At 66.0% G+C, this 13912-nt stretch carries 18 protein-coding genes; 8 read left to right on the top strand and 10 right to left on the bottom strand.

Annotated elements, in window-relative coordinates:
- Positions 1–75: 75 nt before the first annotated feature.
- Entirely contained in the window at positions 76–447 is a 372-nt protein-coding gene (locus AC0QDI_RS17425; protein ID WP_474670424.1) for a DUF5518 domain-containing protein, read from the top strand.
- Between the two features lie 70 nt (positions 448–517).
- Here AC0QDI_RS17425 and AC0QDI_RS17420 read toward each other — a convergent pair whose 3' ends face one another.
- The 7 genes from AC0QDI_RS17420 to pdxT form a co-directional block, all read right to left on the bottom strand.
- On the bottom strand, positions 518–871 hold the full coding sequence (locus AC0QDI_RS17420) for a four-helix bundle copper-binding protein (protein WP_474670422.1): 354 nt from the start codon (positions 869–871) through the stop codon (positions 518–520).
- 132 nt (positions 872–1003) lie between these two features.
- Positions 1004–1288, bottom strand: coding sequence for a phosphoribosyl-ATP diphosphatase (gene hisE, locus AC0QDI_RS17415; RefSeq protein ID WP_474670420.1), 285 nt, complete (start codon positions 1286–1288; stop codon positions 1004–1006).
- Positions 1289–1756, bottom strand: a complete 468-nt coding sequence (locus AC0QDI_RS17410; RefSeq protein WP_474670418.1) for a bifunctional nuclease family protein — start codon at positions 1754–1756, stop codon at positions 1289–1291.
- A 261-nt stretch (positions 1757–2017) separates the two neighbouring features.
- Complete coding sequence (locus AC0QDI_RS17405; protein WP_474670416.1) at positions 2018–2347, bottom strand: HalOD1 output domain-containing protein; 330 nt, start codon at positions 2345–2347, stop codon at positions 2018–2020.
- A gap of 47 nt (positions 2348–2394) precedes the next feature.
- The gene (locus AC0QDI_RS17400; RefSeq protein WP_474670414.1) at positions 2395–3543 is read right to left on the bottom strand and encodes a helix-turn-helix domain-containing protein; all 1149 of its coding nucleotides are present in this window, start codon (positions 3541–3543) and stop codon (positions 2395–2397) included.
- Between the two features lie 148 nt (positions 3544–3691).
- Positions 3692–4672 carry an acetamidase/formamidase family protein gene (locus tag AC0QDI_RS17395; RefSeq protein WP_474670412.1) on the bottom strand — a complete coding sequence of 327 codons (981 nt, stop codon included), beginning with the start codon at positions 4670–4672 and terminating at the stop codon, positions 3692–3694.
- Positions 4673–4912: 240 nt separating this feature from the next.
- Positions 4913–5521, bottom strand: a complete 609-nt coding sequence (pdxT, locus tag AC0QDI_RS17390) for a pyridoxal 5'-phosphate synthase glutaminase subunit PdxT (protein WP_474670410.1) — start codon at positions 5519–5521, stop codon at positions 4913–4915.
- A gap of 126 nt (positions 5522–5647) precedes the next feature.
- On the opposite strand from pdxT, the gene AC0QDI_RS17385 reads away from it, so the two are divergent.
- The gene (locus AC0QDI_RS17385) at positions 5648–5863 is read left to right on the top strand and encodes a DUF4177 domain-containing protein (protein WP_474670586.1); all 216 of its coding nucleotides are present in this window, start codon (positions 5648–5650) and stop codon (positions 5861–5863) included.
- A gap of 6 nt (positions 5864–5869) precedes the next feature.
- Entirely contained in the window at positions 5870–6940 is a 1071-nt protein-coding gene (locus AC0QDI_RS17380) for a DUF7972 family membrane protein (protein ID WP_474670408.1), read from the top strand.
- A gap of 171 nt (positions 6941–7111) precedes the next feature.
- Here the strand turns inward: AC0QDI_RS17380 and AC0QDI_RS17375 are convergent, their stop codons facing one another.
- Entirely contained in the window at positions 7112–7273 is a 162-nt protein-coding gene (locus tag AC0QDI_RS17375) for a preprotein translocase subunit Sec61beta (protein WP_097379553.1), read from the bottom strand.
- Between the two features lie 118 nt (positions 7274–7391).
- Here AC0QDI_RS17375 and AC0QDI_RS17370 point away from each other — a divergent pair, with 118 nt between their 5' ends.
- Positions 7392–7661: a thioredoxin family protein gene (locus tag AC0QDI_RS17370; RefSeq protein WP_098725315.1), complete on the top strand. Its 270-nt coding sequence runs from the start codon at positions 7392–7394 to the stop codon at positions 7659–7661.
- Between the two features lie 143 nt (positions 7662–7804).
- On the opposite strand, the gene npdG is transcribed toward AC0QDI_RS17370, so the two are convergent.
- Together npdG and AC0QDI_RS17360 are read right to left on the bottom strand one after the other, a co-directional pair.
- Positions 7805–8473 carry an NADPH-dependent F420 reductase gene (gene npdG / locus AC0QDI_RS17365; protein WP_474670406.1) on the bottom strand — a complete coding sequence of 223 codons (669 nt, stop codon included), beginning with the start codon at positions 8471–8473 and terminating at the stop codon, positions 7805–7807.
- A gap of 250 nt (positions 8474–8723) precedes the next feature.
- Positions 8724–8981 (bottom strand): hypothetical protein, encoded by a 258-nt coding sequence (locus AC0QDI_RS17360; protein ID WP_474670404.1) that lies wholly within the window; start codon positions 8979–8981, stop codon positions 8724–8726.
- A 108-nt stretch (positions 8982–9089) separates the two neighbouring features.
- Between AC0QDI_RS17360 and AC0QDI_RS17355 the strand changes: the two genes are divergently transcribed.
- From AC0QDI_RS17355 to AC0QDI_RS17340, 4 genes are all read left to right on the top strand, one after another.
- A complete protein-coding gene (locus AC0QDI_RS17355; RefSeq protein WP_474670403.1) occupies positions 9090–9917 on the top strand; it encodes a glycerophosphodiester phosphodiesterase in 828 nt (275 codons plus the stop codon).
- Positions 9918–10152: 235 nt separating this feature from the next.
- Positions 10153–12624 (top strand): cbb3-type cytochrome c oxidase subunit I, encoded by a 2472-nt coding sequence (locus AC0QDI_RS17350; protein ID WP_474670401.1) that lies wholly within the window; start codon positions 10153–10155, stop codon positions 12622–12624.
- Positions 12625–12721: 97 nt separating this feature from the next.
- Positions 12722–13489, top strand: coding sequence for a Nif3-like dinuclear metal center hexameric protein (locus tag AC0QDI_RS17345; RefSeq protein ID WP_474670399.1), 768 nt, complete (start codon positions 12722–12724; stop codon positions 13487–13489).
- A gap of 110 nt (positions 13490–13599) precedes the next feature.
- Positions 13600–13884, top strand: coding sequence for a hypothetical protein (locus AC0QDI_RS17340; protein WP_474670397.1), 285 nt, complete (start codon positions 13600–13602; stop codon positions 13882–13884).
- The last annotated feature ends 28 nt before the right edge of the window (positions 13885–13912 follow it).

Raw genomic sequence — 13912 nt, 5'->3', positions numbered from 1 at the left:
AGTAGGACGCGCGGTCATAAAAGGTCGTTCGTTGTCCGCCGCGAACTTATCCCCGTCGCTGTCCTTCGATCTAGCATGACAAACTGGCGCGCCGTCTTCGTCGGCTTTCTCGTCGCGACCGTCTTCGGAATCGTCGGCCTCGTCGTTCCGGGCGTCGGCCAGCTCGCCGCCGGGCTGCTCGGCGGCTTCGTCGCCGGCTACATGGCCGGCGGCGGTATCGGTAGCGGCGTCTGGCACGGGCTGCTCGCGGGTTCGCTCGGCGGGATCATCGGCGGCCTGCTCCTCGCCGTCGCCGTCGGTCTCGCGGGCCTCGCGCTCGGACCGCTCGGCGGGGCGATTTCCGGCGCTGCCGGGATCGGTATCTTCCTGCTCGCGGTCACGATCTCGATCGTGATGGCGCTCGAGAGCGCGGTCGCCGGTGCCGTCGGTGCCGCGGTCAGCAACTGATCGCTTCGAAAAATAGGTCCGGTGTGTCGGGATCGCTCGCGTTCCGTTTCGGGCAACTCGGCGCGTCGTCTTAGGCGGACGCCATCTCCCGACAGCTTTCGGCGCACTTCGGCAGGACCTCCGCACAGGCCTGACAGTGGTCGTGATCGTGTTGTTCGCACTCCTCAGCGCACTCCTCGCAGAGATCGGCACAGAGCTCGCCCAGCTCCTGGTGGTAGCCCGAGTTTCGCGCCATGAATCGCGCGTGCAGCGACGCGATGTCGGCCACGTCCCGGCAGAGCCGGATGCAGCGAGCCATTCCTTCCCCCTCGCCAGCACAGGCGTCCGCACACCACTCGCAGACCTGGGCGGCCTCGAGGCAGTTGTCGATACACTCCTGCATCTGCTCGTCCGAATGCGCGTTCTGGAGTTGTTGGAGCGCCATCACCCGTGTCTTTACTGCCCAGCCGATTCAAGCTACTCGCGGCGAATGCAAGCGACAGCGAATGCAAGCGGCGGCGAATGTGTGCGGCGGAGCGACGACCGTGAACGCCGGGGTCGCGGTCGATTGCGGCCGCTAGCGCCGCGCCTCGAGTGCCGCCTCGAGATCCGACAGTTCCATGTCTTTCATGGAGAGCAACACGAGCAGGTGGTAGACGATGTCGGCCCCCTCGTGGGCGATCTCCTCGCGGTCGTCGTCTTTCGCGGCTAACACGAGTTCGGTCGTCTCCTCGCCGAGTTTCTCTAACACTTCGTTCTCGCCCTTCTCGTGGGTGAACAGCGACGCGGTGTAGGAGTCCTCGGGCAGCGTTTCCTTCCGGTCTTCGATCACGGCGAACAGTTCCTCGAGCGTCTCGTCCATCTACATCTCACCCGACACGTCGCGGATGTCTTCGAGTTCGTCGAACTTCTCGCTGTCGTCCCGGCCGTCCTCGAAGACCGACTCGGTGACCTCGATCGGCGCGTTCGTCCGGGCCGCAAGCGCGAGCGAATCGCTCGGCCGGGCGTCGACGACCGTCTCGCCGCGGGCCGTCTCGAGGTGGAGGTCGGCGATGTAGGTCCCCCCCTGTCCGTCTCCGCGTTCCTCGATTTCGTTGACGACGACGCGGTCGATCCGACTGCCCAGTTCCTCCATGACGTCGAGCAACAGATCGTGCGTCAGCGGTCGTCCGATATCCTCGGCCTCGAGCCCGCGGGCGATGCTCGTCGCCTCGCTGAAGCCGATGAAGATCGGCACGACGTCGTCCTCGCCGTCGACGGCCAGGACGACCACCGGGACCGGTCCCTGGGGGGTCCCCGCGACGCGAACCGCGTCGATGGATGCCTGCATACCCGTACCGTGGGGAAGGAGGGAGAAAACAGGTCCGGTCGCGAATGCATGCACGGAGCCGCTACGGAGCCGCCGGCGAGGTCGTCGACGGCCGGCGCGCGGATGAAAACCACCGAACACGGCCGCGTGAGTGGGAGTGTCGGCTGCGAGCGGCGGTCAGACCCGTCGCTCGAACTCGAGACGGCGTGAGTGGACGGGGAACCGGACGGTACCACGGTGTCGCAATTCGGCGTTCGACCGAACGACGGAGTGCGGCCGCGTTCAGTTCTCCGACGGTTCGACGACGACGTGTCCGCCGCTCGAGACGGCCACCCGACAGCCCTCGTACGAAAAGGAAACGTCGATGGGGCGGTCTCGAGCGGACGTCACGATGTCGATGAGCGCCTCGGGATCGACGGTCTCGTAGAGCGGTGACATCGAGGCGAGCTCACGATTCGTCGCGGACGCCACGGTTTCGACGATCGCGACGAGCGCGTCGGACCCGCCATCGAATCGACTGTGGAACGTTTCCGTAATGGGATCGTATCCCGAACTGTCAGCATCGACCGGTCGGGATGAAGCGGCACCGGTGTGGGCCGTCTTATCGTTCATTGCGACGTAGTATCACAGCCGTCATCCTAAGGGGTGGCACTGACTAGTCAGCGTCCCTCAGCACCGGACTTCTCGAAGAGGTGCTGGAAGACGGTTCGCTCCGCTTTACGGAGGTGCTGATTGAAGGTCTGGCGGGTGACGCCGAATCGGTTCGCCAACTCGTCACCGGTGCTCGCCCGCGGTGTATCGAAGTACCCGCTGAAGTACGCGGCATCGAGCGTGGTCAACTGCCGGTCGGTGAGCGCATCGGCGACGATGTCGTACAGCAGCGACGGCGAGTAGACGAGTTCTTCGGACACCAGTTCGACCGAGTCGTGGAACCGCCGAATCTCGTCCGCAGCCGTTCGGTGGTCCACGTCGCCGGGGAGTTCGCCGCGGAACCTGACCTCGTCGGGAGCGATGACGATCTCGCGGGGACGGCCGCCGAGCAACGAGAACACGTGGGCGACCGTCTCCGATTCCGAGTGGGCTTCGACTCGACTGTGGCCGCCGACCGAACTGAGCAACCGCACGTCGAGGTAGTGGGGGACCTCTTCGACGGCGGTGACGAAGTCGCTCGCGGCGAGGTCCGCCGTTCCCATGTACTGGACGGTCGTGCCGTCAGGTAGCGAGAGGACGGAGTCGATTTCGATTCGCGTTTCACCGTCCTCGACGCGAAGCGAGGGAGGGACCGCCGACTCGCCCGTGCGGAACTCGAGCAGTCTGACGCGGTCGCTGGTGAGCCGATTCTCGCGTCGCTTCAACGACGTCACGTCCTCGAACGCGACGACCGCGTACTCGACGCCGCCGTCGCCGTCGAACAGCGGTGCGACGTTGCTCGAGATCCACCGCTCGGCTCCGTCCGGGAGTCGGATCCAGTGTTCGAACCCGAACTCTGGTACTCCCGTCTCGAAGACGCGCGTGACGGCGTGGTCGTCCGCGGAGACGGGCGTCCCGTCGTCGTCGTAGATGTCCCACTCGGACGGGCCGTACGGTCGGCCGACGAGTTCCTCGCGCTCGAGCCCGAGCGTCTCCGACGCGCGGTCGTTCGCAAAGGCGATCGTCCCTGTCGAATCGATCACGATGGTGCTGACCGGACAGGCGTCGAAGAGCCGTCGCGCGAGGCCCTCGGGAAGCGTCTCAGGCGACTCGTTCTCGTTTCTTCCCCGATCGGACGATTCGTCTTCACGAACGCCGCTCGCTGGTACGTCCGTCACTGCGTCCCCCTCCGTTCGCTGCCCGCAACGTTCGCCTTGCGGTGATCGCTCGACGTTTCGCTGGTTCGACACCGGCGCATAGCTCGGTTACGGGTCCAGTGAATAAATGCGTACCACCGGTCTCCCAGCGAAAATCGTCTCCACTACGTCACGTCGAGCGCCGTCGGTCCGGCGGGAAGAGACGCTCCGGAAGGTACGCGGAGACGACCCAATTCGGGGCGTTGACGACCTCGTTGATCTTCAGATCGACGGCCGCAGAGCACAGGATATAGGCCTCGCTCCGCTCGAGTCCGCGCTCGTCGTGCAGGTGGTCGATCATGTTTCGGACGGCCGCTCTGGTCGCCGTCAGCAGGTCGTCCGCGATTCCCGTCGTCCCGTACATCGGCTCGTCCCGACCGGTCGGGGTGAACGGCCCCGTCGTCTCGAACTGGGGCTGGTCGATCGACAGGTCCGACCGGAGATCGAACCGACAGGTGACGGTCGTCGGCGTCTCGATGCCGGTCCCGCAGACTTCGCCGTCGCCCTGCGCGGCGTGCCCATCGCCGATACTGAACAGGGCACCGTCGACCGCGACGGGGAGATACAGCGTCGATCCCGCCGTAAGCTGTTTGATGTCCATGTTTCCACCGACCGACCGCGGCGGGAACGTCTCGTGGCTGCCATCCTCGTCGGGGGCGACGCCGATGACGCCTGGGAAGGGATCCAGCGGGACCTCGATCCCGTCGACGAAGTGTGCGACGCCGTCTTCGAGGTCCCAGACGTGGAGGGCCGGTTCGGGGAACTCCTCCGACAGGAGCCCGAGCTCCGCCTCGCTCGGGAGGATCAGCGAGTGGCCCCAGCCCCCGTGCTCGAGGTCGAGCAGTTCGACTTCGAGGACGTCGCCCGGTCGGGCGCCCTCGATCGCGACGGGCCCGGTCAGCGCGTGGACGCGGCTGACGTCGAGGTCGGCGACGTCGGCGACCGTCGAATCGGGGCCGAGCTGTCCGTCGGTCGAGTCTCGACACGTAAAGCGGACGACGTCGCCCGGCTCGACCGTCTGCACCGGCTCGAGTTCGTTATCCCACGCGCTGTGAACGGTGCCGTCATCGGGGCGTATCTGGTGATCGACCGCGTCGTATTCGCTCGCCATTTCCGTATCACCCAACGCGGCGCCACGAAATAAAGTCGGGCTCCGGTCCGACGGCGGGATGGCTCTCCTCGCTGCTCGGTCGCCGACCGTCCGTCGATCGGTGGGCTCTCGAGCGCCGAACGACGCGTCTCGGGTTCCGAGCGGCAGGCCTACCGCTCTCATACGGTCTACCGTAAGTCATTGCCGGTGGGACCGCAGGGGAGTCTCGGTCCCACCGGTAAATCGGTACAGCAAACCGTATCACTCGAGACGCGACACCGCCGCGTCGTCGTTCTCGAAGAAGGCCAGTCCGTGAATCCGGCTGTCCGGCGTCAGTTCCGGGTGAAACGAGGTCCCGACGACCGGTCCGTCCCGGACGGCGACCGGGCGGTCGTCCCACGACGCGAGGACCTCGGCGTCGCCGACCGAATCGATGGCTGGTGCGCGAATGAACACCGCGGGATACGGCTCGTCGAGGCCCGCGACCGCGAGCGGCGCTTCGAAGCTGTCTTTCTGCCGGCCGAAGGCGTTGCGTTCGACGCTCACGTCGAGGACGCCGAGTTCCTCGAGCCGGTCGTCGCCGGCGTCGCTCGAGGCGACGATCAGGCCGGCGCAGGTCGCGAGCAGCGGGTTACCGGCGGCGACGTGCGCTCGGATTTCGGGAGCGATCCCCTCGCTGTGGAGCAGTCGGGAGATGGTCGTCGACTCGCCGCCGGGCATCGCCAGCAGGTCGCAGTCGGGGACGATTCCCGACTCGCGGATCTCGCGGACGGTGACTTCGCGGTCGCGGGCCGCGGCGGCGCGCTCGATGGCGGCCGCGTGTTCCTCGACGTCGCCCTGGACCGCGACGACGCCCGCAGTCAGTGACATGGCCACGGCTACGGAGGGGCTCGTCAAAAACGTCGCGCCGTCGGAACTGGCCGCGCCGTCGGGCCCGGTGGTCGCGAGATGCCTGCCGCATCCTTACCGCCCTCGGACACGTGTGACAAACCGGAGATGAGCCGATCCGACGCGCGTCGATGGGAGTACAGGACGCTCAGACCGTCTCGAGGCGAAACGAAAAAGGAGGCCGAGGACCCGCAAGCGGCGCTGAACGAGCACGGCGCTGACGGCTGGGAACTCGTCGAGACGATCGACTACACGGGCGGCGGGACCAAGTATCTGGTATTCAAACGCCCCGCCGAGACGAGCACCGGCGCCGATGACGGGTGAATCCCTGTGAGCGGCACCGACGACGCTGATAGCGGGTTAGCCGGCGACTCCGACACCGAAACGGCCGGCGACTCCGACATCAGCACGGCCAATACGATGCGCGAACGCGCCGGCGAAAGTCGGCTCAAAATCTGGCTCCTGCTCGCCGCCTCTCGGCTCCAGGTGACCGCCGTCCTGGCGCTCGGGGTGTTCGTCGCGTTCGTCGTGTTCGTCACTCTCACGCCGTCTCCCCTGCACGCGCAGCTCCAGACCGGCGACACCATCGAGACGATGTTCTCGACGATGATCGGGGCGATCATCACCGGAACCACGCTCGTCGTCACCATCGGCCAGCTGGTGCTCTCCCAGGAGAACGGTCCGCTCGGCGAGCAGCGCGACCGGATGGAGAACTCGATGGACTTCCGCGATTACACCGAGGAACTGATCGGGTCGCCCAGCCCGGCGGATCCGTCGGAGTTCCTCCGCCAACTCGTCTTCGTCGCCGAACTGCGAGCGAAGGCGCTTCGCGACGGCGTCGCCGACAACGACGACGACCGGCTCCGCGCGGAGGTCGACGAGTTCACCGACAGCCTCGTGGGTAACGCCGAACTGGTCATCGACCAGCTCGAGGACGCGACGTTCGGAAACTTCAGCGTCCTGTTCGCCGCGTTGAACTTCAACTACGGCTGGAAGATCTTTCAGGTCGAGCGGATCGCGAACGATTTCGAAGACAGCCTGAGCAGCGAAGAGCTGTCCAACCTGGACGATCTAAAGACGTCGCTCAGCCTGTTCGGGCCGGCGCGAGAGCACGTCAAGACGCTGTACTTCGAGTGGGAGCTCGTCACGCTCTCGCAGATGATAATTTACGCGGCGATTCCGGCGCTGGTCCTCGCCGGTATTATGCTCACGGTCGTCGACGCGGGCACGTTCCCCGGGAGAACGCTCGGCGTGGCGAACATCACGTGGGCGATCGGCGCGGCGTTTACGGCGACGCTCGTGCCGTTTCTGCTGTTCGCGGCCTACGTCATCCGAATCGTGACGGTCGCCAAGCGAACGCTCGCCATCGAACCGCTGATCCTCCGCGACTCCCAGCGGTAACGACGAACCGCTGGGCGACTTCCCGGCTTGGACGCGATTCGAGCCGACCGGTTCCTCGAGACGAGACGCATCCGATCGCGATATCCGATCTCGCGACGGCTTCTCACTGGGATCGACGGTTCGACGCCGCTCTCGCTACTCCGGCGATGCTGAAAGAAGGGAGCCGATGCGTTACGAGACGAACGTCAGCAACTGGACCAGCACGCCCAGCATGACGCCGAACGCGATGACCGTCTTGGGGTCGATACGGATGGCGTTCGAGTCCTCGGAGTCGAAGTACCGGACGAGGCCGGCACTGGACATCAGCCCGCCAGTGTTCTGTCCTTTGTCCATACCCGTCCCTATGGGCCCCTGAAACTAAACCTTTCGACCGGAGTCCGTCGCCGATCACGGCAATCTGTTGGCAGTGGGAAACCCTTATGCGCAGCGCGTGGCAACTAGCGCTGACCGCATGACTGTCACACTCAAGGACTTCTACGCAGACTGGTGTGGCCCCTGCAAGACCCAGGACCCGATCCTCGAGGACCTCGAGGACGACTGGGAGGGCCGATTCGAAGTCGAGAAAGTAAACGTCGACGAGCAACAGGATATCGCGAACGAGTACCAGGTTCGGTCGCTGCCGACGCTGATCATCGAGAACGACGACGGCATCGTCGAGCGCTTCGTCGGCGTCACCCAGCGCAACGACATCGAGGACGCCCTCGAGTCGGCCGGCGCGTAGACGACGAACACCGTCGGTTCTTCCCGTTTTCGCTATCGACGAGCGGTCGCGCCGGCGGTTTCGTCCGGCGCACTCGCTCGAGGTGCAGGTACTTCTCGAGCGGGTGGAATCGGGATGCCGTTAGTCGTCTCAACCGACGCCGTCTAGAGCCACTTCACGCCGACGTCGTGCATCTCCTCGTTGTACTTCGCGATGTTGATGACCAGCGGCGTGACGCTCTCGACTTCGGCCGCGTTGGCCAGCGGTCCGGCCTCGAGCGCGCGCAGGCCGTCGATCTCGTTCGCGAGCGATAGGACGGTCTCCGCGGCGTCGGAGTCGTCGGCGACGACGAGCGTGTCGAGCTCGAGGTCGTTGTCGAGGTTCGACAGCGCGTCGGCCGCGAGGTTGTGGAACGCGCCGACGACCGGCACCTCGTCGGGAGCCCGCTGTGCCACGAGTTCGGTGACGCTGCCCGCCGACGGCGGGTGGTAGTGCAGGCCGTCCTCGTCGCCCTGCATGCCGACCGCGGGCGTCACGAGGACCGTCTCCGCGTCGAGACTGTCGGCGACCGCTTCGACGGTGTCGCCGACGTAGTACGGCGGGACGCTGAGGACGACGACGTCGGCTCGATCGGCCGCCATCTCGTTGCCGAAGCCTTTGACGTCGGCGTCGGCACCGCGCGCCTCGAGTTCGTCTTCGTATTCCGCGACCGCGTCGCGGGCCTTCTCGGGATCCCTCGAGCCGATGAGGATCTCGTGGTCCGTGTCCCGGGCAAACCGCAGCGCGAGCCCTTCGCCGATGTCGCCGGTGCCGCCGAGCAGTGCAATTCGCATACGCACCTCTCGGGAGGGCACCCGAATAAAAGGGCCGGAGATCGGCCGATATCGCCGGGTTCTCGGACGGAAACTTCCACCCGGATCCGTGTCAACGCGATCGACGGACTCGAGCAAATCCGCGAGTGAGGAGTCGAAACGTCCCGTCGAACGCTCTCGATTCGTCGGTCCTCTGCACGCGACGGGGAAGGTCGTCTCGAGAGAGACCGCGAGCTGCGGGCGCGCCGGAACCGACTGACACGAGTCCGTCTCAGGGCGCGTCGTCCTCGGTCGGGTTCATCGCCGCGCCCAGCCCGCCGTCGTAGGCGTCGCGCTCGGTCACCTCGCGGATCCGCTGCTCGAGTCGCTCCTCGAGTTCCTGCCGCCGCTGCTCGTCCACGTCGGCGTCGGTTCCCAGATCCCGCAGGTCCTGTCGGGCCGTTCGCAGGACGGAGACGGCCTCCTCGGTCTCGAGGTCGTCCGCGCGGTCGAGTGCGCGCTCGACGTCCGCGAGCGTGGTCTCGGTCATAGCGGCGGTTCGCGGGGAACACGGATCAAAGACCGGCCGGGAAGCGCCACGTCGGCGACTCGCGGCCGACGGCGAAGCTTTCGTTACCCGGCTCCCCGTCGATCCGGTATGGCACGCCCCGCCGTCATCGCTCACCGCGGCTACGCCGGCGTCGCACCCGAGAACACGATCGAGGCGCTGACTCGAGCGGCCGACCGCGACGAGACCGCGATGCTCGAGATCGACGTCCAGCCGGCTGCCTGCGGGACCCCGGTCGTCGTCCACGACGAGCGCCTCGAGGGGACCCGCGACGGCCGGCCGCTGACCGACGCCGCAGGGCTCGTGTGGGAGACGCCGCTCGCGGCGCTTCGAGAGACGCGCGTCCTCGGCACCGACGCGGCGGTGCCGACACTCGCGGACGTGCTCGAGGCCGTTCCCGAGACGGTGGGCCTCAACGTCGAACTGAAAAATCCCGGCCGGTCGGACCTTCGCGTCGGCGAGTCGCTTTCGGGGAGCGAACGCGCCGAGCGCCGCGAGGTGTGGCGACCGTTCGTCGAGCGCGTCGTCGCCGATTGCGTCGTCTTCGACGGCGAACTGCTCTTCTCGTCCTTTTGCGAGGGGGCGATCGCGGCGCTGCGCGAGGTCGCCGACTACGCCGCCGCACCGCTGGTGTGGGACGACCTCGAGGCCGGCCTCGAGATCGCGCGCCGGTACGACTGCGAGGCGATCCACCCGCCGCGGAACGCGATCGTCGGGACGGACCTTGCCGGGACGGCTTACGCCGGTATTTCGACGGGGGAACCCGAGATCGACGTGCTCGAGGCGGCCCGCGCGGCGGGTCGAGCGGTCAACGCCTGGACGGCGACGAACTGGCTCCAGTTCGACCAGCTCGCGGCGGCCGGCGTCGACGGGGTCATCGTCGATTATCCCGGGCTCGGGAACTCGAGCGGACGATAACGACGTCGGCGGCGCGGTGCCGCGCGATTCGGACCCATCGACGCCTTCGGGCGGCAAGTACTGCCTGCAACTGCGTCGGACACCTTGATACGGTAAATCGTGCAGAGAAATCGTTGACTATGTATCTCGTCTCGCGTTCGAGGTGTCGGTTCGGCCGTGGACTCGTGAGCGAACCCGGCGTCGCCGCGGTCCGACGCGGTGTCGACTCGAGGCGCTGGTCGGAAGGTGGTGCTCCGTGAGCGAACTTCCGCCCCAGACGAGTATCAAGCGGTGGCTGGTGACGACGAACCACAAGGACGTCGGCATTCTGTACATCGCGACGGCGCTGTTCTTCCTCGTCGCCGGCGGCGTCCTCGCATTGCTGTTTCGCGCTCACCTCTGGGAGGCCGGTGGCACCGGACTCCTCACGAACACCGAGTACAATCAATCGGTCTCGATCCACGGATTGCTGATGGTGTTCTGGTTCATCTCACCGCTCGGATTCGGCTTCGGGAACTATATCGTTCCGCTCCAGATCGGGGCGAAAGACATGGCATTTCCGCGCCTGAACGCGCTGAGTTACTGGTTCTACCTGTTTTCGGGCCTTCTCGTCATACTCTCGTTCTTCCAGGGGACGACGTGGGCCAACGGCTGGTACATGTACGCGCCGCTGAACGTGCCGATCTACAACCCCGGCTACACGCTGACGATGGGCGGCAATACGACGATCCTCGCGTTGACCCTGTTCGTCCTCTCGACCACCCTGAGTACGGTGAATTTCTTGACGACGATCCACCGCTGTCGCGCCGAGGGTCTCGGCCTGTGGAACATGCCGCTGGTCACGTGGGGGATCCTCCTGACCGTCTGGATGATGCTCTTCGCCTTCGCGGCGTTGCTGGCAGCGCTGATCCTCATGTTGACCGACCGCCTCCTGCTCACGCAGTACTTCTCTTCGACGGCGCAGGGCTCGAGCCTGTTGTGGGCCCACATTTTCTGGTTCTTCGGCCACCCGGAGGTGTACATCGTCTTCTTCCCCGCGCTGGGGATCATGTTCGAGACGTTCCAGACGTTCACCGGCCGACGAATCGTCGGCCGGAAGTGGGTCATCATCGCCATGGTGCTCGTCGCGGTGCAGTCCTTCCTGGTCTGGATGCACCACATGTTTCTGACGACGATCAACCTCCCGATCAAGACGCTCTTTATGGCGACGACGATCGGGATCTCGCTGCCGTTCGACCTGATGGTCTTCGCGTTGATCTATACGATGGTCAAGGGTCGCGTCCGATTCACGACGCCGTTTCTGTTTACCCTCGGCGCGCTCATCCTGTTTATCCTCGGCGGGATCACCGGCGTCTTCCTCGGTGCGGTCGTCCTCGACTACGAGTTCCGGGGCACCTACTGGGTCGTCGCGCACTTCCACTACGTGATGGTCGCGGGCGTCACGGCGCTGATCGGCGGCCTCTACTACTGGTGGCCCAAGATAACCGGGAAGATGTACGACGAACGACTCGGGAAGCTCAGCTTCGCGGTCTACTTCGTCGGCTTCAACCTGCTGTACTTCCCGATGTTCCTCGCCTGGGAGACGCCGCGGCGCGTCTTCAACTACGCTGAGAGCGCACAGATCTACCACCAGCTGGCGACCGTCGGGGCGTTCGTCCTCGGTACGGGAGTGTTGCTCGTGTTCATCACGCTCGGGAAGAGCTTCGTTTCGGGGCCCGACGCGCCCGACAACCCGTGGACGTACACGCGGACCGCCGAGTGGGCGACCACCTCCCCTCCGCCGCTCGAGAACTGGCCGGACCGACCCAGCTACGCGAACGGTCGCCTCGAGTTCGTCGACGACGCGACGGCGGCCGACGGCGGTGCGGTCGCCCACGAGCGAACCGGACAGGCCGAGTCGCTCGAGGCCGACCACGAGGATCACGCGAGCATCTGGCCGTTCGGAATCGGGCTCGGCATGTTCGTCACGTTCCTCGGGCTGTCGGGACTGACGCCCTTCGTCGCCGACTTCGCGACCGCGCGCGGCGCGGAACTCGCCGGGAACACCGCCGGATCGGAGAACGTTCTCTATCCCGCGCTCTCGCTCGTCGGCGTCGGCATCCTGGGGATCACGCTCTTCGAGTACGGTCGCGAGGAGTTCGACGCGCCCGAGATGGCCATCGCCGAGCGCTGGCCGTTCGAGGGGGTCGGCACGACGAAGACCGGCGTCTGGTTCTTCCTGGCCTCGGACGTCGTCGTCTTCGGTGCCGTCATCGGGGCGTACGTGTTCATGCGGCTCCACACCGGTTGGGGCGAGATAGAGACCGTGCCGCCGTCGGCGACCGTCGGCCTGATCAACACCTACGTCCTGCTCACCTCGAGTTTCACGGTCGTTCTCGCGCTGGTGATGGCCGAACGCGGGAACAAGCGCGGGCTGCTGGCGTCGATGGGGGTTACGCTACTGCTCGGACTCACGTTTCTCGCCGTCAAGGGCTACGAGTGGGGCCAGGAGTTCGCCCACGGCATCTACTGGTTCACCGAACTCCAGTACTCGATGTACTTCGTGACGACCGGCTTACACGCGCTGCACGTCATCCTCGGGCTGCTCATCGCGGGCTTCATGATCTACCGGATCGTGACCGTCGACGCCTATCTCGAGGACGATCGCCCGGTCGAGTACTTCGGGCTCTACTGGCACTTCGTCGACATCGTCTGGGTGATCCTCTTCCCGCTGTTCTACCTGATGTAGCGCGCCCGTCGTTCCGATTTTCCGCACGCGACGGCCGCCCGAACCGTCCCGCTGGGAATCAGCCGGATACAAGGAGCCCGCCGCCGAACGGCGGATCATGAACCTCTCGAGCGTCGTCGATCGACTCGACGAGGAGCTTCGAACCGCAGACTACGCCGACCTCGACGCCAGCGCGAACGGGCTGCAGATCGGCCCCGACGAGGCCGAGATCGAACGGGCCGCGTTCGCCGTCGACGGGGTTCGCGAGACGTTCGATCGGGCGATCAAGGCCGACGCGGACCTGCTCGTCGTCCACCACGGCCTCTCGTGGGGCGGCTTCGACCGCGTGACCGGCCGCACATACGACCGAATCGCGCCCCTGATCGAGAACGACCTCGCGCTGTACGTCTCCCACCTCCCGCTGGACGGCCATCCGGACCTGGGCAACGCCGCCGGCGTCGCGGACCTGCTCGAACTCGAGAACCGGGCCCCCTTCGGGGAACTCGGCCCGGAGCATATCGGCCAGCGCGGAACGGCCGTCGATCCGTCCGCGCCCGACGAACTCCGCGAGCGCCTCGAGACCAATCTGGATACCGGCGGCCAGCCCGTCCAGCACCTCGCGTTCGGACCGGACGAGATCGAAGACGTCGCGGTCGTTACCGGCAGCGGGGTCGACTGGCTCGACGAGGCCGTCGACGCGGGCGCGGACGCGCTGGTGACCGGCGAGGGGAAAGGGAAGGCCTACCACGAAGCGCAGGAGGCGGGAATCCACGTCTTCCTCGCGGGCCACTACGCGACGGAGACGTTCGGCGTCCGATCGCTACGGGATCTCGCGGCGGAATGGAATCTCGAGACGACCTTCCTCGACGTGCCGACGGGACTGTAGCACCGGCTCCCGCATCCGACTCGAGGGAGACGGCGCCGGCTGCGAGGATGGGTAAAATCCCTCTTTCAGGTACCCCGTCCGTTATAGCAGACGCGTCGAAACGACGCGTCGTGGCTTCATCATCGACACTGCCGACGACTCTTTCGGTATCGACCTACGTCGAGGAGGGCGCTCGTATCGCCGCAATCTTGCTCGTCTGGGGCGTTATCGCCGCGTTTTTCGCCTACGGTATCGCCGAGATCGGCGGGAGGGGGAGCCTCTTCGAAACGCTCGGTCCCCAACTCGGCGCGCTCTTCGCACTGACCGGCCTGCTCAACGCGATCCTCTATCTCCTCTATCGCACCGTCGATTACTGGCAGAGGAGCGTGACGGGGGCGCTCGAGCCCGAGGGGTAACTCACCGGTTCGAACCCGATCGTCGGCG

The organism is Natrinema sp. LJW11, from assembly GCF_056135975.1.
This window is presented reverse-complemented; position numbering and strand designations above follow the sequence as displayed.